At 75.4% G+C, this 20,117-nt stretch carries 16 protein-coding genes and 2 pseudogenes; 3 read left to right on the top strand and 15 right to left on the bottom strand.

What is annotated here, in order from left to right:
- Positions 1-181 precede the first annotated feature (181 nt).
- The 4 genes from FKM96_RS03945 to FKM96_RS03930 form a co-directional block, all read right to left on the bottom strand.
- Positions 182-1,489 (bottom strand): Glu/Leu/Phe/Val dehydrogenase, encoded by a 1,308-nt coding sequence (locus tag FKM96_RS03945; RefSeq protein ID WP_147794135.1) that lies wholly within the window; start codon positions 1,487-1,489, stop codon positions 182-184.
- A gap of 130 nt (positions 1,490-1,619) precedes the next feature.
- Positions 1,620-2,726, bottom strand: coding sequence for a D-alanyl-D-alanine carboxypeptidase family protein (locus FKM96_RS03940; RefSeq protein WP_147794134.1), 1,107 nt, complete (start codon positions 2,724-2,726; stop codon positions 1,620-1,622).
- Positions 2,723-3,508: an aldo/keto reductase gene (locus tag FKM96_RS03935; RefSeq protein WP_147794133.1), complete on the bottom strand. Its 786-nt coding sequence runs from the start codon at positions 3,506-3,508 to the stop codon at positions 2,723-2,725. Before FKM96_RS03935 ends, FKM96_RS03940 begins: the two co-directional genes overlap by 4 nt.
- Before the next feature lie 14 nt (positions 3,509-3,522).
- Positions 3,523-4,350 (bottom strand): helix-turn-helix domain-containing protein, encoded by an 828-nt coding sequence (locus FKM96_RS03930; protein ID WP_147794132.1) that lies wholly within the window; start codon positions 4,348-4,350, stop codon positions 3,523-3,525.
- A gap of 111 nt (positions 4,351-4,461) precedes the next feature.
- Here FKM96_RS03930 and FKM96_RS03925 point away from each other — a divergent pair, with 111 nt between their 5' ends.
- Entirely contained in the window at positions 4,462-7,806 is a 3,345-nt protein-coding gene (locus tag FKM96_RS03925; protein ID WP_147794131.1) for a proline dehydrogenase family protein, read from the top strand.
- A 209-nt stretch (positions 7,807-8,015) separates the two neighbouring features.
- On the opposite strand, the gene FKM96_RS03920 is transcribed toward FKM96_RS03925, so the two are convergent.
- The 5 genes from FKM96_RS03920 to FKM96_RS03900 all read right to left on the bottom strand — a co-directional run bounded on the left by FKM96_RS03920 (position 8,016) and on the right by FKM96_RS03900 (position 13,322).
- A complete protein-coding gene (locus tag FKM96_RS03920) occupies positions 8,016-9,050 on the bottom strand; it encodes a LacI family DNA-binding transcriptional regulator (RefSeq protein WP_147794130.1) in 1,035 nt (344 codons plus the stop codon).
- A gap of 108 nt (positions 9,051-9,158) precedes the next feature.
- Positions 9,159-10,076 (bottom strand): carbohydrate ABC transporter permease, encoded by a 918-nt coding sequence (locus FKM96_RS03915; RefSeq protein ID WP_147794129.1) that lies wholly within the window; start codon positions 10,074-10,076, stop codon positions 9,159-9,161.
- Entirely contained in the window at positions 10,073-11,173 is a 1,101-nt protein-coding gene (locus FKM96_RS03910) for a carbohydrate ABC transporter permease (protein WP_210417362.1), read from the bottom strand. The genes FKM96_RS03915 and FKM96_RS03910 overlap by 4 nt, the downstream gene beginning before the upstream one ends.
- 106 nt (positions 11,174-11,279) lie before the next feature.
- Positions 11,280-12,575, bottom strand: a complete 1,296-nt coding sequence (locus FKM96_RS03905) for an ABC transporter substrate-binding protein (protein WP_147794128.1) — start codon at positions 12,573-12,575, stop codon at positions 11,280-11,282.
- A gap of 240 nt (positions 12,576-12,815) precedes the next feature.
- Positions 12,816-13,322, bottom strand: coding sequence for a DUF2505 domain-containing protein (locus FKM96_RS03900; protein WP_147794127.1), 507 nt, complete (start codon positions 13,320-13,322; stop codon positions 12,816-12,818).
- A gap of 175 nt (positions 13,323-13,497) precedes the next feature.
- Here FKM96_RS03900 and FKM96_RS03895 point away from each other — a divergent pair, with 175 nt between their 5' ends.
- Complete coding sequence (locus FKM96_RS03895; protein WP_147794126.1) at positions 13,498-15,000, top strand: sensor histidine kinase; 1,503 nt, start codon at positions 13,498-13,500, stop codon at positions 14,998-15,000.
- Between the two features lie 273 nt (positions 15,001-15,273).
- On the opposite strand, the gene FKM96_RS03890 is transcribed toward FKM96_RS03895, so the two are convergent.
- The gene (locus FKM96_RS03890; protein ID WP_147794125.1) at positions 15,274-15,522 is read right to left on the bottom strand and encodes a WhiB family transcriptional regulator; all 249 of its coding nucleotides are present in this window, start codon (positions 15,520-15,522) and stop codon (positions 15,274-15,276) included.
- A 381-nt stretch (positions 15,523-15,903) separates the two neighbouring features.
- Here FKM96_RS03890 and FKM96_RS03885 point away from each other — a divergent pair, with 381 nt between their 5' ends.
- A complete protein-coding gene (locus FKM96_RS03885; protein WP_246855191.1) occupies positions 15,904-16,323 on the top strand; it encodes a hypothetical protein in 420 nt (139 codons plus the stop codon).
- 152 nt (positions 16,324-16,475) lie between these two features.
- On the opposite strand, the gene FKM96_RS03880 is transcribed toward FKM96_RS03885, so the two are convergent.
- The 5 genes and pseudogenes from FKM96_RS03880 to FKM96_RS03865 all read right to left on the bottom strand — a co-directional run bounded on the left by FKM96_RS03880 (position 16,476) and on the right by FKM96_RS03865 (position 19,946).
- Entirely contained in the window at positions 16,476-16,967 is a 492-nt protein-coding gene (locus FKM96_RS03880; RefSeq protein WP_246855190.1) for an ABC transporter permease, read from the bottom strand.
- Entirely contained in the window at positions 16,946-18,052 is a 1,107-nt protein-coding gene (locus FKM96_RS03875; protein WP_147794123.1) for a hypothetical protein, read from the bottom strand. Before FKM96_RS03875 ends, FKM96_RS03880 begins: the two co-directional genes overlap by 22 nt.
- Positions 18,053-18,146: 94 nt before the next feature.
- Positions 18,147-18,239: pseudogene (locus FKM96_RS22095) on the bottom strand (hypothetical protein); the annotation flags it as partial.
- A 211-nt stretch (positions 18,240-18,450) separates the two neighbouring features.
- Positions 18,451-19,044 (bottom strand): annotated as a pseudogene (locus tag FKM96_RS22090) (hypothetical protein); the annotation flags it as partial.
- A 116-nt stretch (positions 19,045-19,160) separates the two neighbouring features.
- Positions 19,161-19,946 carry an ABC transporter ATP-binding protein gene (locus FKM96_RS03865; protein WP_210417423.1) on the bottom strand — a complete coding sequence of 262 codons (786 nt, stop codon included), beginning with the start codon at positions 19,944-19,946 and terminating at the stop codon, positions 19,161-19,163.
- Between the last annotated feature and the right edge of the window lie 171 nt (positions 19,947-20,117).

Below are 20,117 nucleotides of genomic sequence, written 5' to 3'. Positions count from 1 at the left end.
CTGGTGGCGCCCGTCCCGACGGGGGACAGGTCCAGCACGGACAGGGGGACCTCGGGGCGGACGACGGGCTGGTGCGCGCGGGCGGCGTCGGGGGTGCTCACCTCAGGCGCAACGCGGCCGGCGCCCGGGGACTTCCCGGGGCCGGCCGCGTCCCGCGTCACACGCCCCGCCGCGGCGCCGGTCAGGGGTACAGCCCCCGGAGCTGGTGCGCCTCGGCCACCCGCCGCACCCCGATCACCAGCGCGGCGTCCCGCAGCGTGATGCCGTCGGCCCGGGCCCGCTGCGCCACGGCGGCGTAGGCGGAGCGCATCCGCTGCTCCAGCCGGTCCTCGATCTCGCGCTCGGTCCACCAGTACGCCTGCTGCGCCTGCACCCACTCGAAGTACGACACCACCACCACGCCGCCGGCGTTCGCGAGGATGTCCGGGACGACGGTGATCCCGCGGTCGGCGAGCACCCGGTCGCCCGCGCTGGTCGTCGGGCCGTTCGCGCCCTCCACCACCCAGCGGGCCTTGACCGCCGCGGCGGCGTCCTCGTCCAGCACGTCCTCGGTCGCGGCGGGGATCAGCACGTCGACGTCGAGCGCCAGCAGCTCCGCGTTGGTCAGCGGGTCCGCGCCGGGGAAGTCGACCACCGACCCGGTCTCGGCGACGTGGGTGTGCAGCGCGGCCACGTCCAGGCCCCCCGGGTGGTGCACGCCGCCGTACTGGTCGCTGACGGCGACGACGCGCGCACCGCCCTCCGCGAGGAACCGCGCCGCGTGCGAGCCGACCTTGCCGAAGCCCTGCACCGCGGCCGTCACCTCGGACAGCTCCGTCCCGGCGTCGGCCAGCGCGGCGGCGGTCGCGTGCACGACGCCGCGGGAGGTGGCGGTCGCCCGGCCGAGCGACCCGCCGACGGCGAGCGGCTTGCCGGTGACGACGGCCGGGATCGTGTACCCGGAGTTCACCGAGTACGTGTCCATCACCCAGCTCATCGTCTGCTCGGTCGTGCCGACGTCGGGCGCCATGATGTCCCGCTCCGGGCCGATGATCGGCATCACCTCGGAGGTGTACCGCCGGGTCACGCGCTCGAGCTCGGCGGGGGAGTAGCCGCGCGGGTCGATGGCCACGCCGCCCTTGGCGCCGCCGTACGGCAGCTCGACGACCGCGCACTTCCAGGTCATCCACATCGCCAGAGCCCGGACCTCGTCGATGTCGACGCCCGGCGCGTAGCGCAGGCCGCCCTTGCCGGGGCCGCGGGAGATGTTGTGCTGCACCCGGTAGCCGGACAGCAGCTCGATCCGGCCGTCGTCCCGGCGCAGGGGCACGGCGACGTGCAGCTCGCGGCGCGGGGTGGCGAGCATCTGGTGCAGGCCGTCGTCGTACCCGAGCAGGTCGACGGCCGACGACAGCTGGGCGAGCGCCGTCGTCAGGGGGGAGGAGGTGCGCGGGGCGGGAGTCGCGGGGGTGGGCGACGGGGACGTCCCGGTCGGAGCGGTCGCGGTCATGCAGAGGCCTCCTGGGCATCACGCCCGGCCGTCCGGGCGCGGCCTCGTCGCCGCCCCCGTCGGCGGCGGCCGGGGTACCTCGTCACTGTGCCACAGGAGCCGGGTGGGGACCGGTCGGGCGCCCTCGAGGTCAGGAGGTGCGGCCGGGGCCGTACTCGAAGTGCCAGTACTCGGCGTAGGGCTGGCCCTGCCGGACGCGGGCCGGGGCGTACCAGCCGTAGGTCGGCCCGTTCGCGACCAGCCAGTCGTACCGGGCGGTGCCGAACCCGTACGTCCCGACCCACTCCTGCACGTCCAGCGCGGTGCCGAGGCCGTGCGACGACGTGCCGGGCGCCGCGGCGAGCCCGCCGAACGCCGCCTTCATCGCCACCTGGTCGTCGTACGACCGGTAGGTGAGGTCCAGGTCGATCGACGCGCCGAACCGGGCCCGGAACGCCTCGTTCAGCGCGGTGAGGGCGTCGGCGGCGTCGCAGCGCAGGTACTGGGCGAACCCCAGCTGGTCGGTGCCCCAGGGCACCTGGCACATCTGCGAGGCGGGCATGTGGCCGTTCGAGCCGTCGCCGTCGGCGGTGGGCACCGACGTCACCCACAGCACGTCGCCCTGGGCGTCGACCGGCCGGCCGTCGACCCAGCCCGCGATGCCGGGGTTGCTCGGCGCGCCCGCGGGGGCCCCGCCGGAGCCGGATCCCGCGCCCGCCCGCGCGGCGGCCGCGGCGTCGGCGTCGGCCTGCTCCTGCGCGGCACGGGCGGCGTCCGCGGCGGCGGCCTCCGCTGCGGCCTGCTCGGCGGCGACGCGCGCGGCCTCCTCGGCCTCGGCCTGCTCGCGGGCGACCCGGGCGGCGGCCTCGGTCGATCGGCGGGACGCCTCGGACTCGGCGGTGCGGCGCTGCTCGGAGAGGAAGTCGTCCTCGGCGGCGGACAGCTCGGCGGTCAGGCCGATCGCCTCGGCGCGCTGCTCGGCCTCCGCGGCGCGCTCGCGGGCCTGGTGCAGCTGCACCCCGGCGATCGCGACGCCGGCGACCAGCACGGCGCTTGTCGCGGCGGCGACCACGGCCCTGCCGCGCCCGTAGCGGCGGGCCGGGGAGGGGCCGGTGGTGACCACGGCGTGCGGGTCGGGGGTGTCGCCCGGTCCTCCCGCCGCCCGCGCCCGGGCCTCGCGGCGCGTCGCGGGCGGGGGGACGGACGGCGAGCCCCCGGTGGGCGTCCCGGGGTCGCGCGTCGCGTCGGGCTCCGTCACTTGCCGCCCAGGCCGTCGATCTGCGCCAGCTCGTCGGCGGACAGCGTGAACTGCAGCGCCTCGAGGTTGTGCGCGATGCGGTCCTTGTTGGTCGACTTCGGGATGACGACGATCCCGTGGTCGACGTGCCAGCGCAGCACGACCTGGCGGGTGCTCACGCCGTGCGCCTCGGCGATCGCGGTGAGCACCGGGTCGTCCAGGTCGGTGCGCTTGAACGGGCTGTACCCCTCGACGACGACGCCGCGCTCGGCGTGCGCCGCCAGCAGGTCGGCGTCGAAGTCGCCCGGGCTCCACGGGATCTGGTTCACCGCGGGGGCCTCGCCGGTGGCGGCGATCAGCTCGTCGATCTGCGCGATCGAGTAGTTGGACACGCCGATCGAGCGCACCAGGCCCTCGTCGCGCGCGGCGATGAACTGCTCCCAGGTGGCCGGCGTCGCCTGCTTGTTCGGCGGCCAGTGGACCAGCCAGAGGTCGAGGTGGTCGGTGCCGAGGGCGGCCAGCGACTCGTGCAGTGTCCGGCGCTCGCGCCCGGCGTGGTCCGGCGGCAGCTTGGTGGTGACGAACACGGCGTCCCGGTCGACGTCGACGAGCGACAGCGCGCGGCCGACCTCGGCCTCGTTCCCGTAGCCGGTGGCGGTGTCGACGTGCGTGTAGCCGAGCTCGAGCGCGGCGACCACGGCGCGCTCGGCGTCGCCGCCCTCGGACTGCCAGGTGCCGAGGCCGAGCAGCGGCATCGCGCCGCCCTTCAGCGTGACGGTGGGGATCTGCGGAGCGGGTGTCATGCGTCCATCGTGGCTCAGCCCGCGGCCCGAGGCCACGGCAGCGGCGGGACCAGCGGTGGGACCAGCGGGGCCACCGCCCGGCGGAACTGGGCGGGCGTCTCGCCGGTCAGCCGGCCGAACGTGCGGGTGAACGACGCCTGGTCGTAGAACCCGGCGGCCGCTGCCACCTCGGCGAGCGGCAGGTCCGACCCGCCGAGCAGCGCGGCGGCGTGGTCGACCCGCGCCCGCAGCACGTACTGCTGCGGGGACAGCGCGTACACCCGGCGCACCCGGCGGTCGAGCGTCGACGCCGAGCAGCCCGCCGCCTCGGCGAGCTCCGCCACCGTCGGCGGGTCCGCGAGCCGCGCCTGCACGAACGCCGCCACCCGGGACAGGGCCTCGACGGTCGCCGCGTCGGCGTCGCCCGCGCGCAGCGCCTGCGAGATGCTCACCAGCCCCACCACCGCGCCGGCGTCGTCGCGCACCGGCTCCTTGGACGTGAGGTACCAGCCGGGCGGGCCGCCGGGGCGGCGGATCAGCTCGAGCTCCCGGTGCAGCGCCCGGCCGGTCGCCAGCACGTCGCGGTCCTGGGCGTCGTACCGCTCGGCGAGGTGCGCGAGGAACAGCTCGGCGGCGGTGCGGCCGACGACGGTCCGGCGCGACCGCTCCGGGGTGCGGCGGACGAACGCGTCGTTGACCACCACGTACCGGCCGGTCACGTCCTTGGCGCAGAACATCGTGCCGGTCAGGTCGTCGCACAGCCGCAGCAGGGCGGGGGTGAGGGCGCGGAGCAGGGCGCGCGCGGGGGCGTCGGCGGCGGGCGCGGCGGGGGACGCGGCGAGGTGGGGTGGACGGCGTTCCATGTCGGGGGCAGCGTAGGTGCTGCGCGTGACGGGCACGTGTCACGGATCGGGCCCGGTGGCCCGGGCGATCCGTGCAAGACGGGGCGCGGGGCGCTCGGGAAGGATCCCGCCATGACGACGACCCAGGACCCGGCCGCCGCCGCCGACGCCGCGACGCCCGCCCCCGAGCACCTGACCCGGGACGCGGTGGACCTCGCGCACCGCTGGATGGACGCGACCGCCGCCGACGAGACGCCCGCGGAGCGCCGCGCGACCGGCCGGCTCGCCGCCCTGGTCGCCGACCCCGCCGGCCTGGAGCTCGCGGTGCGGTTCGTCGACCGGGTCGCCCGGCCGGAGGACGCCCGGGTCGCCGCGGCCGAGCTCGCCGACCTCGGGGGCCGCGCCGCCGACGCCGCGGCGTTCCTCGGCGGAGTGGACCGGGCGCTGCTCGGCGTCGGCGCGAAGGTGGCCCCGCTGCTGCCGTCCGCCGTCGTGCCCGCGGCGCGGATCCGCCTGCGCCAGCTCGTCGGCCACCTGGTCGCCGACGCCGGCCCGGGGCTCGGCCCGCACCTGGCGCGTGCCCGGAGGGAGGGCTTCCGGCTCAACCTCAACCTGCTCGGCGAGGCGGTGCTCGGCGAGGACGAGGCGAACCGCCGGCTGCACCGGGTCGCCGAGCTGGCCGCCCGCCCGGACGTCGACTACGTGTCGATCAAGGTCTCGGCCGTCGCCAGCCAGCTGTCGACCTGGGACACCGAGGGCAGCGTGCGGCGGGTCGTCGACCGGCTGCGCCCGCTGTACCGGGCCGCCGCCGCGAGCGGCACGTTCCTCAACCTCGACATGGAGGAGTACCGCGACCTCGCCCTGACGGTGCGGGTGTTCGACGAGCTGGTGAACGACCCCGACGTGCTCGGCGCCGAGATGGGCATCGTGCTGCAGGCCTACCTGCCCGACACCTCCGACGCGCTCGAGGAGATCACCGCGATCGCCCGGCGCCGGGTCGAGGCGGGCGGCGCGCGGCTCAAGGTGCGGCTGGTCAAGGGCGCCAACCTCGCGATGGAGCAGGTCGAGGCCGAGCTGCACGGCTGGGCGCAGGCGCCGTACGCCGGCAAGCCCGACGTCGACGCGCACTACGTCCGGCTGGTCCGGCGCGCGCTCGACCCGACGCGGACCTCCGCGCTGCGCGTCGGCGTCGCCAGCCACAACCTGTTCCACGTCGCCTACGCCCACCTGCTCGCCGCGCACCGCGGGGTGTCCGAGGCCCTCGACATCGAGATGCTGCAGGGGATGGCCCCGGCGCAGGCCCGCGCGGTGCAGCGCGAGGTCGGGCAGGTGCTGCTCTACACGCCGGTCGTCGCGAGGCAGGACTTCGACGTCGCGATCTCCTACCTCGTGCGCCGGCTGGAGGAGAACGCCGCGCACCAGAACTTCCTGCACGCGCTGTTCGCCGGCGGGGACGGGCCGGACGAGGGGATCGGCTCCCAGGAGGACGCGTTCCTCGCGTCGGTGGCGGGCGCGGACCGGGTGCCGGTCGAGCGCCGCCGGCTGCCGCGCGACCCCGGGGCACCGTCGCCGCAGCCGGGCTCCTTCCGGAACGCCGCCGACACCGACCCCGCCGTCGCCGAGTCCCGGGACTGGGCGGCCCGCCTGGTCGCGGCGGACGTCGAGCCCCCGGCCGGCGCCGTCGAGGTCGGGACGGAGGCCGAGGTGGACGCGGTCGTCGCCCGCGCCGTCGCCGCCGCCCCCGCGTGGTCCGCGCGCACCCCCGCCGAGCGCGCCGCCGTGCTGCGCCGCGCCGCCGACGAGCTCGAGGCCGCCCGCGGCGACCTGGTCGCGACGATGGTGCACGAGGGCGGCAAGACCGTCGCCGAGGCCGACCCCGAGGTCAGCGAGGCCGTCGACTTCGCCCGGTACTACGCGGACCGCGCGGAGGAGCTCACGGACGGGCGCGTCCCGGGTGCCGTGTTCCGGCCGCGCGGCGTCACCGTCGTCACCCCGCCGTGGAACTTCCCGGTCGCCATCCCGGTCGGCTCGATGCTGGCGGCGCTCGCGGCCGGGTCGCCGGTGCTGATCAAGCCTGCGCCGCAGACCCCGCGGTGCGTGCGGGTGGCCGGCGCGGCGATCCAGCGGGCGCTCGACGCGTCCGGGGTCGAGGAGGCCGCGCTGCAGGTCGTGCTGTCGCCCGAGGGTGAGGTCGGCCGCCGGCTGGTCACGCACCCGGACGTCGCGCGGGTCGTGCTGACCGGGTCGCTGGAGACGGCGCAGCTGTTCGCCGGCTGGCGGCCCGACCTGGACGTGCTCGCGGAGACCTCCGGGAAGAACGCCCTGATCATCACGCCGTCGGCCGACGTGGACCTCGCGGTGGCGGACCTGGTGCGGTCGGCGTTCGGGCACGCCGGGCAGAAGTGCTCGGCCGCGTCGCTGGCGATCCTCGTCGGCTCGGCCGGCACGTCCGACCGGCTGCGCCGGCAGCTCGCCGACTCGGTGTCGTCGCTGCGCGTCGGCTGGTCCGACGACCTCGGCACCACGATGGGCCCGCTGGTCGAGCCCGCGTCGGGCAAGCTGCTCCGGGCGCTGACCACGCTCGACGAGGGCGAGTCGTGGCTCGTGCAGCCGCGGCGGCTCGACGAGGAGGGCCGGCTGTGGACGCCCGGCGTCAAGCACGGCGTGCGCCCCGGGTCCTGGTTCCACCTCACGGAGTGCTTCGGCCCGGTGCTCGGCGTGATCCGGGTCGACACCCTCGACGAGGCGATCGCGGTGCAGAACGCCGTCGCGCTCGGCCTCACCGGCGGCCTGCACTCGCTGGACGAGGCCGAGATCGCGCACTGGCTCGACCGCGTCGAGGTCGGCAACGCGTACGTGAACCGGCACATCACCGGCGCGATCGTGCAGCGGCAGCCCTTCGGCGGCTGGAAGGCCTCGGTCGTCGGCCCCGGGGCGAAGGCCGGCGGCCCGTCCTACGTCGCGCAGCTCGGCGCGTGGTCCGACGCCCCGGAGGTCGCGGCGCTCGACGCCGAGGCCTGGCTGGCGTGGGCGCACGCCGACGACGCGCGGGTCTGGGCCGACGAGCTCGGCACCGCGCACGACCCGTCCGGCCTGGCCTCCGAGGAGAACGCGCTCCGGCACCGCCCCGTGCCGCACCTGACCGTGCGCGTCGGGGCCGACGGGCGCGAGCGGGACGTGCTGCGCGTGCTGTCGGCGGCGCGGACCGCGGGCGTGCCGGTGACGGTGAGCCGGGCCGCGGAGGAGGCGGACGACGCGTTCGCGCTGCGGGTCGCGGCGGGCGAGGTCACGGGCCGGGTGCGCGTCGTCGGCTCGGCGCCGGGCCTGCGCGCGGCAGCGGTCACGCGCACGGGCGAGGTGACGGTGCTGGACGCGCCCGTCGTGGCGAGCGGGCGCCGGGAGCTGATGACGGTCGTGCGCGAGCAGGCGGTGTCCCGCACCCGCCACCGCTTCGGCCACGTCGACCTGACGCGCTGACAGGCGGGGCGCGCGGGCGGCCCGCGCCGGACGCGCCGGGCTGCGGCCCGCCTGCGAGCGCGTCGTCGAGTGAGCACGGGACACGTCGAGCGAGTAGTAGGTGACTGCTCGCTCGACGTGTCGACTACTCGCTCGGCGCTCGAGCCCCGCGGCGGGCGAGCCGCCGGGGGCGGGCATCGCTGGGCCGACGCCCGACGGCGGCCGCGGGCTCAGGCCGAGCCGCGCACCACCAGCTCCGGCTCGAACACCTGGGCCTCCGTGCGGGCGTGCCGGCCCTGGAGCTGCGCCACGAGCTCCTCGCCGGCCGCCCTCGCCATCGCGATCACCGGCTGCGTCACGGTCGTGAGGTTCGGCTTCGTGGTCGTCGCCAGGCCCGAGTTGTCGTAGCCGACCACCGCCACGTCGCCCGGCACGGCCCGCCCGGCCTCGGCCAGCTCGGGCAGCGCGCCCGCCGCCATGAGGTCCGAGGCGATGAAGATGCCGTCGAGGTCGGGGAACCGCTCGAGCAGCTCGCGCGCCGCCGCGGAGCCGCCGTCGACGGTGAAGTCGCCGTGGACCACCGCGTCGTCCGGCAGGCCGGCGTCGGAGAGCGCCGCCCGCCACCCGGCGAGACGGTCGATGCCCGCGGACATGTCGGCGGGGCCGGCGATGGTCGCGATCCGGCGTCGCCCCAGCCGGACGAGGTGCTCGGTCGCGATCCGCCCGCCGCGCAGGTTGTCGGTGTCGACGACGGCCGCGGCCTCGCCGCCGACGAGCGGCCGGCCGATGAACACGGTCGGCAGCCGGGAGGCCTGCAGCGCGCGGTCGATGGCGTCGTCCCGGTGGTGCGAGACCACGATGGCGCCGTCGACGTGCCCGGCGCGCAGGTACCGCGCGGTCCGCTCGGACTCGCCCGGGCGCGCGATGACGAGCAGCAGCTGCAGGTCGGCCAGCGCGAGCGGGGTGGAGACCCCGTTGAGCACGCCGGCGAAGAACGGGTCGGACAGCACGCGCTCGTCCGGCTCGGGCACGACCAGCGCGACCGAGTCGGTGCGCCGGGTGACGAGCGACCGTGCGGCGCGGTTCGGCGTGTAGCCCAGGTCGGCGACCGCCGCGGCGACGGACTCCATGGCCTCGGGCGACACCCGGTCGCCGCCGTTGATGGCGCGCGAGGCGGTGGACCGGGAGACGCCCGCGCGCAGCGCGACCTGCTCGAGGGTCGGTGCCGGGTGGGTGGCCGACGGGATGGCGGACTGGTCGATCACGGTGGATCGCCCCCCTCGTGACGGTCGGGTGGTGCCCGTGCGCGGGGCACCGGCGGGCGCGCGCCCCTGCACGGGGCCCGCGGACGGGCCCCGCGCGAAGCGTAGCGGTCAGCCCTTGACGGCCCCGGCCATGATCCCCGCGACCAGCTGGCGGCCGGCGACGACGAACAGCAGGAGCAGCGGGATGATCGACAGGACGACACCGGCCATGATCAGCGGGAGGTCCTGGAAGAAGCCGGCCTGCAGCAGCTTGAGCGCCACGGGCAGGGTCGGGTTCTGGTTGCCGAGCACGATGGACGGCCAGAAGAAGTTCGTCCACGACGTGATGAAGGTGAACAGCGCCAGCATCGCCGCCGCCGGCCGGGCCGCGGGCAGGGCCACCGACCAGAACGTGCGGAACATGGACGCGCCGTCGACGCGGGCGGCCTCGATGAGCTCGTAGGGGAGCGCGGAGTCGAGGTACTGGGTCATCCAGAACACGCCGAACGCGGTCACCATCGCCGGCAGGATCACCGCGAGCAGGTTGCCCGTCAGGCCGAGCTCGCGCATGACGATGTAGAGCGGGACGACGCCGAGCTGGGTCGGCACGGCCATCGTCGCGATGACGAACACCAGCAGCGGGCCGCGGCCGCGGAACCGGAGCTTGGAGAACGAGTAGCCCGCGAGCGTCGAGAAGAACACCACGGACAGGCTGGTGATCACGGCGACGACCAGCGAGTTGCCGGTCGCCTTCACCAGGTCGATGTCGGCGTCGAAGACGCGCTGCAGGTTGGTGAAGAACTCGCCGCCCGGGATGAGCGAGGGCACCGGGTTCTGCGCCACGTCCGCCGACGTCGAGGACGACAGCAGGAAGGTGTAGTAGAGCGGGTAGGCGGAGATCAGCAGGAACGCGCCGAGGACGACGTAGGTGACCCAGCCCGGCCGGCGGTCGGCGCCGCCGTTGGTCTTGTTGCGCTTGCGCTGCGCCGCGCGGGCCGCGCCCTTGCCGGCGGTCTGCGCGATGACGGGGACGGACGGGGCGCTCATCGGGGGTCCACCTCGATCGGTGCGGCCGCGGGGACCGCGGCGTCGGACGTCTGCTTGACCCGGCGGGCGAGGTCGCGCGAGGCGCGGCGGCTCTGCCTGCGGGCGGCCTTCGCGGTGCGGCTCATGTCGTCCGCGGAGGCGATGCGCCGGGTCAGGAAGTTGTTGAGCAGCGCGAAGATGATGATGATCAGGAACAGCAGCCAGGCGACCGCCGCGGCCCGGCCGAGCTGCTGCTTGTTCCAGCCCAGCTCGTACAGGTAGAGCGTCACGGTCTTCCACTGGCCGTTCGACCCGCCGAGGCCGGTCGCGTCGTACATGCGCGGCTCGTCGAAGATCTGCAGGCCGCCGATGGTCGACGTGAGGATCACGAAGATCATCGTCGGGCGGACCATCGGCACGGTGATGGAGAAGAACTGCCGGATGCGGTTCGCGCCGTCGAGCGTCGCGGCCTCGTACATGTCGCGGGGGATGGCCTGCATCGCGGCCAGGAGGATCAGCGCGTTGTAGCCGGTCCAGCGGAAGTTCACCATCGACGCGATGGCGATGTGCGAGGCGAACGCGTCCTTGTGCCAGCCGATCGGGTCGATGCCGATCTGGCCGAGCAGGGAGTTGATCATGCCCGAGCCGTCGGCGAACATCTGCGAGAACACCAGGCCGACGGCGACCGGGGCGACGACGTAGGGGAGCAGCACGCCCATCCGCCAGAACGTCTTCGCGCGGAGGTTCGCGTCCAGCATCGCGGCGATGACGAGGGCGGCGATCACCTGGGGCACCGTGGACAGCAGGAAGATGCTGAAGGTGTTGCGCAGCGAGTTCCAGAAGAACGTCTGGCCGAGCACGAAGGTGAAGTTGTCGAGGCCGACGAAGTCGCCCTGGCCGCCGATCAGGCTCCACTCGTGCAGGGAGACCCAGCCGGTGTAGAGCAGCGGGAACAGGCCGACCACCGCGAACAGCAGGAAGAACGGCGAGATGTAGAGGTAGGGCGAGACCTTCACGTCCCAGCGGCCCAGCGTCTGCTTGAAGCCGATCTTCCGGGGCGCGCGGTCGTCGTCGCTGCGCGGTGCCGCGCCCCTGGGGGGCGCCGTCTGGGTGGCCATGGGGATCCTTCGTGCGAGCGGGCCGGGGTCGTGCGGTGCGGGCGCGGGCGGTGCCCGCGCGACGGACCGGGCCGCCGGGGAGTCCCGGCGGCCCGGCCCGGTGGGGTCAGCCGATCGCGGCGACCGCGTCCTCGAAGCCCTTCCAGGACTCGTCGGGGGTCATCGACTTGTCGACGTCGACGCGGTTGAAGGCGTCCGACAGGCCGGTGCGGATGGTGAAGTAGTTCTCACCCTTGAACGGCGCGACGGAGATGGCCGCGGCCCGGTCGGTGTAGATCTGGCCGGTCGGCGCGTCGTTGAAGAACTCGCGGGTCATGCCCTGGAGCTCGTCCGACTGCTGCGCCTCGATCTGGCTCGGGAAGTTGCCGTTGACGGCGAACGCGGCGAGCTGCTGCTCCGGGGCGGTCAGCCAGTCGGCGAGCGCCTTGGCCTCCTCCGGGTGCTTCGACATCGTCGGGACGGCGAGGAACGAGCCGCCCCAGTTGCCGCCGCCGCCGGGGAAGACGTTGGCGATGTCCCAGCCCTCGACGCCCGCGGAGTTGCCCTCGATGTTGCCGAGGAACCAGGCCGGGGCCAGCGCGACCGCGAAGCCGTTGCTCTGGAACGCGTTGGTCCAGTCGGTCTCCCACTGCTTGAGGCCGGCGGACTGGTCCTCGTGCGACAGGATCGTGTCGTAGATGTCGCGGATCTCGGGGTTGTCGAGCGCGATGATCTCGCCGGAGTCGGGGTCCTCGAAAGGCACCTCGACCTGGTTGATCATGCCCTGGGCCAGCGCGTCGGCGGAGTCGAAGAACGCCGGGCCGGTGCCCGCGGCCATGAACTGGTCGCCGACCGCGAAGAAGTCGTCCCAGGTGGCGTCGTCGCCGCCGAAGAGCTCGGCCACGGCCTCGCGGTCCGTCGGGAGGCCGGCGGCGGCGAACAGGTCGGCGCGGTAGGCGATGGCCTCCGGGCCGATGTCCGTCGGGTAGCCGAGCAGCTCGCCGCCGGGGGTGGTGGCCTGGTCGGTGGTCCACTTGTTCCAGCGGCCGTCGACCGAGTCGCTGCTCAGGTCGGTGAACTGGTCCGAGTACTGGATCATCTGCGGCAGCCAGTCGACCTCGACGCCCACGACGTCCGCGAGGCCCGAGCCGGCGCCGAGCGCCGTCTGGAACTGCTCCTTGGCGTCGTCGGACTTGCCGAACTTGTTGTGCTCGATCTTGATGTTCGGGTTCTCCTCCTCGTACTGCTTGAGGAGGTCCTCGTAGCCGAACTGGTTGAAGGTCGAGATGGTCAGGGTGATCTGACCGTCCGAGCCCTCGTCGCCGGCGGCGTCGTCCGACCCGCCGCCGCACGCCGTCGCCAGCAGGGCGACGCTCGCCGCTCCGGCCACGGCCACCCACGTCTTGCGCGTGCTCCTGCGCACTGTGACTCCCTCGTCATCCGCGGCGACGTCGCCGCTCCCGTCGGGTCGCCGGCACCGGCGCCCGTCGTGGGACCGCTCCCACCACCTGATGCGGGAGCGCTCTCACGCCATGTCAGGCACCTTGTCGTCCGGGAGTCGGTGAAGTCAAGCGAGCCGACGCGCAAACGGGTGTGGAAGCGGTCCCACGAGCGTGTTCGTGCAGGTCAGGGGCGTACGGCGGCCGGGCGCGTTACGGAATCGTTACGCCTCGTCGGCGCTGGCGACCCACTCGCGCGCGACGCCGGCCTCGGCCTCGAGGGCCCCGCGCACGGCCTTGGCGGCGGCCTGCTCGACCGCCGACCCGAACAGGGGGACGTTCGCCTTGAGGTCGCCGTCATAGGTGATCGCCGAGCCGCCGTCGGCCGCCGCGAGCGCGACCGTCCCGGTGAGCCGGACCGGGGCGCCGGCGATCTCGACCGCCACGGTCCCGGTGCGGCTGCCGTCCGCGGCTGCGGGCTCCCAGGCCTCGACCTGACGCACCTCGAGCGTCGAGCCGACGAATGCGCGCACGTTCGCGGGGATCTGGTCCGTCGGCAGCGCGCGCCGCGTCGTCACCGTGAGCGCGCCGTCCTCGGCGGGGGCCACGTCGACGTGCAGCACCTCGGCGCCGCTCGCGATGACCTTCGCGCGGACGTACACGGGGTCCGCCAGCATCGTCCCGGCGGTGCGGGGGTCGGTCGGCACGGGGACGGTGACCTGCAGGTGCACGGGCGTTCGGGTCCTTCCGAGGTGCGCGGGCGGCCGCGGGGGAGTGCGGGTCCGACGACATTATCCGCCCGGGCGGGCCCGCGCGCCCCGGTCGGGCGACGGGCGTGGGCCGCGTCACGTGCCGCGGGGTGGGACGGGCCCGGGCCGGGCGCGTCCTGCGCCGTACCCTGGGGCCGTGTCCACCCTGAGCGAGCTCGCGCAGCGCCACGCCCACCTCGACGCCGCGGACCTCGAGTGGCTGCACCTGCTGGTCGGCGACTGGCAGGTCATCTCGGACCTCGCGTTCGCCGACCTCGTCCTGTGGCTGCCCACCGACGACGGCGACTTCGTGGCCATCGCGCAGGCCCGCCCCAGCACCGGCGCGACCGTGCACTACGACGACGTCGTGGGCTCGCGCGCGCCCGAGGGGCAGCGGCCGCAGCTCGAGCGCTCGCTGAGCGAGGTCCGGGCGCAGCGGTCCCGCGAGCCGCGCTGGTTCGGGTCGTACGCGGTGCGCGAGGAGGCGGTGCCGGTCGTGCACGAGGGCCGCGCGATCGCCGTGATCGCCCGGCAGACCAACCTCGGTGGCGCCCGCACGCCCAGCCGCCTGGAGCTGAACTACGTCGAGGCCGCGGACGACATCATGGGCATGATCGCCCGCGGCGAGTTCCCGATGACCAATGCCGCGACCGGCCCGCGCCGCGGTGCGCCGCGCGTCGCCGACGGCCTCGTGCGGCTGAACTCCGAGGGCGAGGTGCTGTACGCCAGCCCCAACGCCCTGTCCTGCTTCCACCGGTTCGGCGCGATGGACGACCTGGTCGGCCGGTCGCTGGTCGAGGTGGTCGCCGACCTGATCGAGCAGAACTCGCCGGTCGACGAGTCGATGCCGCTGGTGCTCATGGGCCGCGCGCCGTGGCGCACCGACATCGAGGCGCACGGCGTCGCGCTGTCCCTGCGCGCGGTCCCGCTGTCCGAGGAGGGGGAGCGGATCGGTGCCGTGCTGCTGTGCCGGGACGTGTCCGAGCTGCGTCGTCGGGAGCGGGAGCTCATCACCAAGGACGCGACGATCCGCGAGATCCACCACCGCGTGAAGAACAACCTGCAGACGGTGGCCGCCCTGCTGCGGCTGCAGGCCCGGCGGATGAACGTGCCCGAGGCGCGCGCGGCGCTCGAGGAGGCGATGCGCCGGGTCGCGACGATCGCGCTGGTGCACGAGACGCTGTCTCAGACGCTCGACGAGACCGTCGTGTTCGACGAGCTGGTCGGCCGGTCGCTGCGGCTCGCCGCCGACGTGGCGTCGGCCGGGGCGTCGGTGCGGACGCTGGTGCGCGGCACGTTCGGGCCGGTGTCCGCCGAGGACGCCACGGCGCTCGCGCTCGTGCTGACCGAGCTGGTGACGAACGCCGTCGAGCACGGGCTGGCCGGGCGGGACCACGGGTCGGTCGAGGTGAACGCGGAGCGCGTCGAGGACGACCTCACGGTCACGGTCGCGGACGACGGCGCCGGCATCCCGGCCGACTCCGCCGGCAGCAGCGCGGGCCCCGGGACGGGCCTCGGCACCCAGATCGTCTCGACCCTGGTGACCAACGAGCTGCGCGGCTCGATCGCGTGGGCGCCGCGCGAGGGCGGCGGCACGGAGGTCACGCTGCGCGCGACGCTGCGCACCCCGGGCCGCGACGCGGCGGCCACGGTCGCGTAGCCCTGCCGCGGAGCCCTCGCATCGCGGCGCCGCGCCGCGCCCTTCGTCGAGATGGCAACTCTCGGCTGCGCGGGACGCCCGTCGCACAGCCGAGAGTTGCCAACTCGGCGGGGGCGTCCGCCGAGTCTGCACGAGCGGTCTGTGGGTCGGCGCCGGCGCAGAGGCGCGGGGTGGAGACTCGGCGGCGCGGAGCGCGTGAGGCCGGACGCGACGACGCCCGCCGTGCCCCGGAGGGAGGGGCGCGGCGGGCGTCGTCGGCGTGCTGCCTGCGGGTCAGCCCGCGCGGCGCTGCCGGGCGGTGCGGCGCTTGAGGGCGCGGCGCTCGTCCTCGGACAGCCCGCCCCAGACGCCGGCGTCCTGGCCGGACTCCAGCGCCCACTTCAGGCAGGTGTCGACGACGTCGCACCGGCGGCACACGGCCTTGGCCTCCTCGATCTGCAGCAGGGCCGGGCCCGTGTTGCCGATCGGGAAGAACAGCTCCGGGTCCTCGGTCAGACACGCTGCCTGGTGACGCCAATCCATCGAAACACTCCTCAGCACAGGGGCATGCCACGACCAGGGGGCTGGGTGGCATGGGAGCACGAGCACACGTCCGACGCACGGAAGAAGGCGGGGGGCGTGAGCGTCGGCGCTCGGGGGAATCGAACTGCTGAGTACAAGATTCACATGGCCGCCGGAGGGCGCACAAGGGGTTACGCGCAGGTTTCTTGCGCGTGACGAGTGAGGCGTCTGTCACATCTGTGTGCACCCTGAACGCCTGGGCCGCACGGTACTCCCACCGGGTCGCCGGGCGCCAACCGGTCCGGTCGTCGGGACCATCGTCCCTGGCCTCCGGGACGTCGTCGCCGGGACCAGCGAGGACGTCTCCGCGCTTTCACCCGCGGCGCGCGTAGGGTCGGCGGCGTGACCGGATCCGCCACCCCCCAGCCGTCCCGGGCGTCCGCCCCGGGCGCCGTCCGGCTGCTCGCCGGCCTCGTGCTCCTGCAGGCCCTCGCCGTGGCGGTGATCGCCGGGGCGCTCGTCGTGGCGCTCGTCCGCGGGACGTCGATGCCCGGGCCGGTGGTGTTCCTCGTGCTGCTCGCGGCGGGCATCGCGGCGGTGCTGGGCGGGGCGGGGCGCGCGCTGCTGCAGGGGCACCGCTGGGGCAGGGCGCCGGTGATGACGGTCCAGATCCTGCTGGTCGTGCTGGCGGTCGGCTGGCTCGGCGTCGAGGTGGCCGTCTGGTCGGTGGCGGTGCTGGTGCTGGCGGTCGTCGTCGGCGGCCTGCTGGTGACCCCGACGGTCGTCGCCTGGACCACGGTCGGCGCGGGCCGCGAGGACTGACCTGCGCCCGCGCGCCCGCGCGAGATCGGTGGTTCGGCGCGAGATCGGTGGTTCCAGGCACCGATCTCGGCGCGAAGCACCGATCTCGACGCAGGCGGACGCACGCGCGCGCCCGGCGGGGAGTCCCCGTCGGGCGCGCGTCGCCGGCGCCGTCAGTCGACCGCGAGGGCCGCCACCGGGGGCGTCCGGGCCGCCGTGCGGCCCGGGAGCGCGGAGGCGAGCACGCCCGCCACCAGGGCCACCCCGAGCACCAGCCCGAGGTCGGCCCACGGCACCCGGAGCTGCAGGTCGGCGATCCCGGCGAGCACCGCGGCCGACCCGAGCCAGCCGTAGGCCAGGCCGAGCGCGACGCCGACCACCGCGCCGACGCCGGCGATCAGCGCGCCCTCGACGGCCATCGACGCCCGCAGCTGCCGCCGGGTGAGCCCGAGGGCCCGGAGCGTCGCCGACTCGCGGCGCCGCTCGATCACCGACAGCGACAGCGTGTTGGTGACGCCGATGAGCGCGATCACCACCGCCACCGCGAGCAGCCCGACCACGACCGCGAGCAGGGTGTCGATCGCCCGCTGGTACAGCGCCCGCTCGAGCGCCGCGCCGGTGATGTCGAGCGCCGAGTCCGCCGTCAGGTCCTGCACCTGCTGCACGACCCGCCCCGAGTCGTTGATCTCCGCGACACGCAGCCAGGCGGTGCTCTCGGTGCCGGCGGAGCCGATCGCGTCGAGCGTGGCGGGGGGTGACCAGCACGGTCCAGTCGTCCAGCGGCACGACCACGGCGGTCAGGTCGACCGTGCCCGCCGCGGCGGACCCCGCGTCGCCCTCGCTGCGGGCGAGGGCGACGGTGTCGCCGTCCTCGATCCCGCTGCTGGCGGCCAGCGCGCGGGGCATGACGACGGTGCCGTCGCCGATCGCGTCGACCAGGTCGGCGTCGCGGAGCACGTCCGCGGCCTGCTCCGGGGTGATCCCGAGGGCGTCGACGACGTTCCCGGACCCGCCGAGCTCGACGCTGTCCCGGGCGAGGGCGGCCACGGACTCGACGCCGGGGATGTCGGCGAGCGCGCCGACCGTGCCCGCAGGGAGCGCCTCGGCCACCGCGGTGCCGTCCTCGTCGGCGGTGTACGGCGACGTCACCGCGAGGTCGACCGGGGAACCGGGTGTCCAGCTCGTCGTCCAGGGTGGCCCGGGCGGTGACGGCGCCGGTGCTCATCATCGCGACGAGCGTGACGCCGATCAGGAGCGCCGTGCTGGTGGCGGCGGTGCGCGCCGGGTTGCGGCCGGTGTTGGCGGCGGCGAGCCGCGCGGGCATCCCGAGCCGGCCGACGAGGCCGCCGATCGCGGCGACCACCCGCGGCATCCAGAACACGGCGCCGACGAGCAGGCCGACGAACGACGCCGCGCCGCCGAGGATCGCGATGCCGACCGCCGCGACGAGGATCTGCTGCGACAGGGCGACCCCGCCGGCGAGCAGGAGCGCGCCGCCGACGACCAGCACCAGGCTGACGACCAGGCGGAACCGACCCGCGCGGCTGCCCGCGGCGGGGGCGTCGGCCGGGCGCAGCGCGGCGATCGGCGCGACCCGGGTCGCGACGCGGGCGGGCGTCAGCGCGGCGAGGACGGTGACGACGAGGCCGACCGCGAGCGGCGCGACGACGCTCGCCACGGTGGGCCGCACGACGGTCGGGACCGGGAACGGCAGGTCGGCGTTCTGCATCACCAGCAGGGCGATCTGCACCAGCCCGGTGCCGAGCAGCGTGCCCGCGACCGAGGCCGCCAGCCCCAGCAGGGCCGGCCTCCAGCAGCACGGACCCCCGGACCTGGGAGCGCACGGCGCCGACGCAGCGGAGCAGGGCGAGCGTCCGGGTCCGCTGGGCGACCAGGACCTGGAAGGTGTTCGCGATGACGAGGCCGGCGACGATCATCGCCACGGCGGCGAACGCCAGCACGACGACGAGGATCGGACCGGTGCCGTCGCTGCCGGACAGGGCGCGCTCCGCCGCGGCGTCGCGGGTCAGCACGATCGGGTCGGTGCTGCCGGATGCGGTCAGCACGTCCTCGACGGCGTCGATCACGGTCGCGGTCGGCGCCCGGGTCGACGGCGACCAGCAGCTGGGAGGTCGCGGCGTCGGCGAGGGTGGGCTCGGCGTCGCCCTGGCCCCAGCCCGCCCAGAGGAGGGTGTCGGCGGTCGTGGCCAGCGCCGCGCCGTCGTACTGGGCCCACGCGGACGTCGGGTCGGTGGTCAGGCCCACGACCTCGGCGTCGACGCCGACCTCGCGGTAGGTGCCCTCCTCCTCGCCGGGTGCCGCGGTGGCGGCCTCGCCCGCCGCGCCCTCGTCCGCCGCGTCGCCGGTCGGGCCGGCCTCGCCCGCCTGCCACGCGTAGTAGGACACGGTGATCGTGTCCCCGACGCCCACGCCGAGCCGCTCGGCCGCCCGCTCGGGCAGCGCGATCTCGCCGTCCGCGGTCGGCAGGGCGCCGGCCGTCACGTGCTGGGTGTCGAAGGCCGGGTCGCTGGACACGGGCACGAGCGTCTGCGAGATCGCCCGGTCGCCGGCTGACATGCTCACGTACGGCGCGACGATGCGGGGGTCGGCCGCCGCCACGCCGGGCGTCGCGCGCACGGCGTCGACGGTCTTCTCCGTCAGCGCGTCGCCGTTCCCGGCGTCGGCCAGGATGTCGGCGCTCCCGTACGACGCGGTGAGCGAGTCGTACGAGATCCGCTGCATGACGTCACCGGCGAGCAGCGTGGCGGCGACGAACGCGGTGCCGATCGCCACCGCGACCCCCGCGGCGGTGAGCCTTCCGAGGCTGCGGCGCATCTGCGCCAGGGTGAGCCGCCACATCAGGAACCCACCGCCGTCTCGGTGACCTCGAGCTGGCGCAGCGCGTCCAGCCCGGCGAGCACGGCCTCGGGGGTCGGGTCGACGATGTCGCCGGCGATCCGCCCGTCGGCGAGCAGCACCACGCGGTCGGCGTAGGCCGCGGCGGTCGGGTCGTGCGTGACCATGATGATCGTGCGGCCGAGCTCGCGGACGGAGCGGCGCAGGAAGCTCAGCACCTCGGCGCCGGAGCGCGAGTCGAGGTTGCCGGTGGGCTCGTCGGCGAACACGACCTCGGGCTTCGCGATCAGGGCGCGGGCGATCGCGACGCGCTGCTGCTGGCCGCCCGACAGCTCGGACGGGCGGTGCGTGAGCCGCTGGCCGAGGCCGAGGGTCGCGACCAGGGTGTCGAACCAGGCGCGGTCGGCCTTGGCGCCGGCGAGCTCGAGCGGCAGCAGGATGTTCTGCTCCGCCGTGAACATCGGCAGCAGGTTGAACGACTGGAACACGAAGCCGACCCGGTCGCGGCGCAGCCGGGTGAGGGCGTCGTCGTCGAGCGTCGTGACGTCCGTCTGCCCGAGGAACGCGGACCCGGAGGTCGCCGCGTCCAGGCCGGCGAGCACGTGCATGAGCGTCGACTTGCCGGACCCCGACGGGCCCATGATCGCGGTGAACTCGCCGGCCGCGAAGTCGACGTCCACCCCGGCGAGCGCGCGCACCTCGGCCTCGCCGCGGCCGTAGACCTTGGTCAGGCCGCGGGCGCGGACGGCGGCCTCCCGGTGCTGCGGTGCCGCGGCGTGCGGGGGGATCGGGCCGGCGCCGGCGGCGGGGGCGGGGACGAACGGGTCCACGGCTGTGCTCCTGGGTCTGGGGATCGGGACGTCCCCGACGCTACGGAGTGCGCCCGTCCCGCCGCGTCCACCCCCGGTCCGGACCTCGCGTCATCCCGGGGTACGACGCCCGGGCCGCGGCGCGCGACC

The organism is Cellulomonas sp. Y8 (assembly GCF_008033115.1).
In the GTDB taxonomy this organism is placed as follows: Bacteria; Actinomycetota; Actinomycetes; order Actinomycetales; family Cellulomonadaceae; genus Cellulomonas.
The sequence above is the reverse complement of the archived record's forward strand: the minus strand, read 5'-3'. Positions and strand labels throughout refer to the sequence as shown.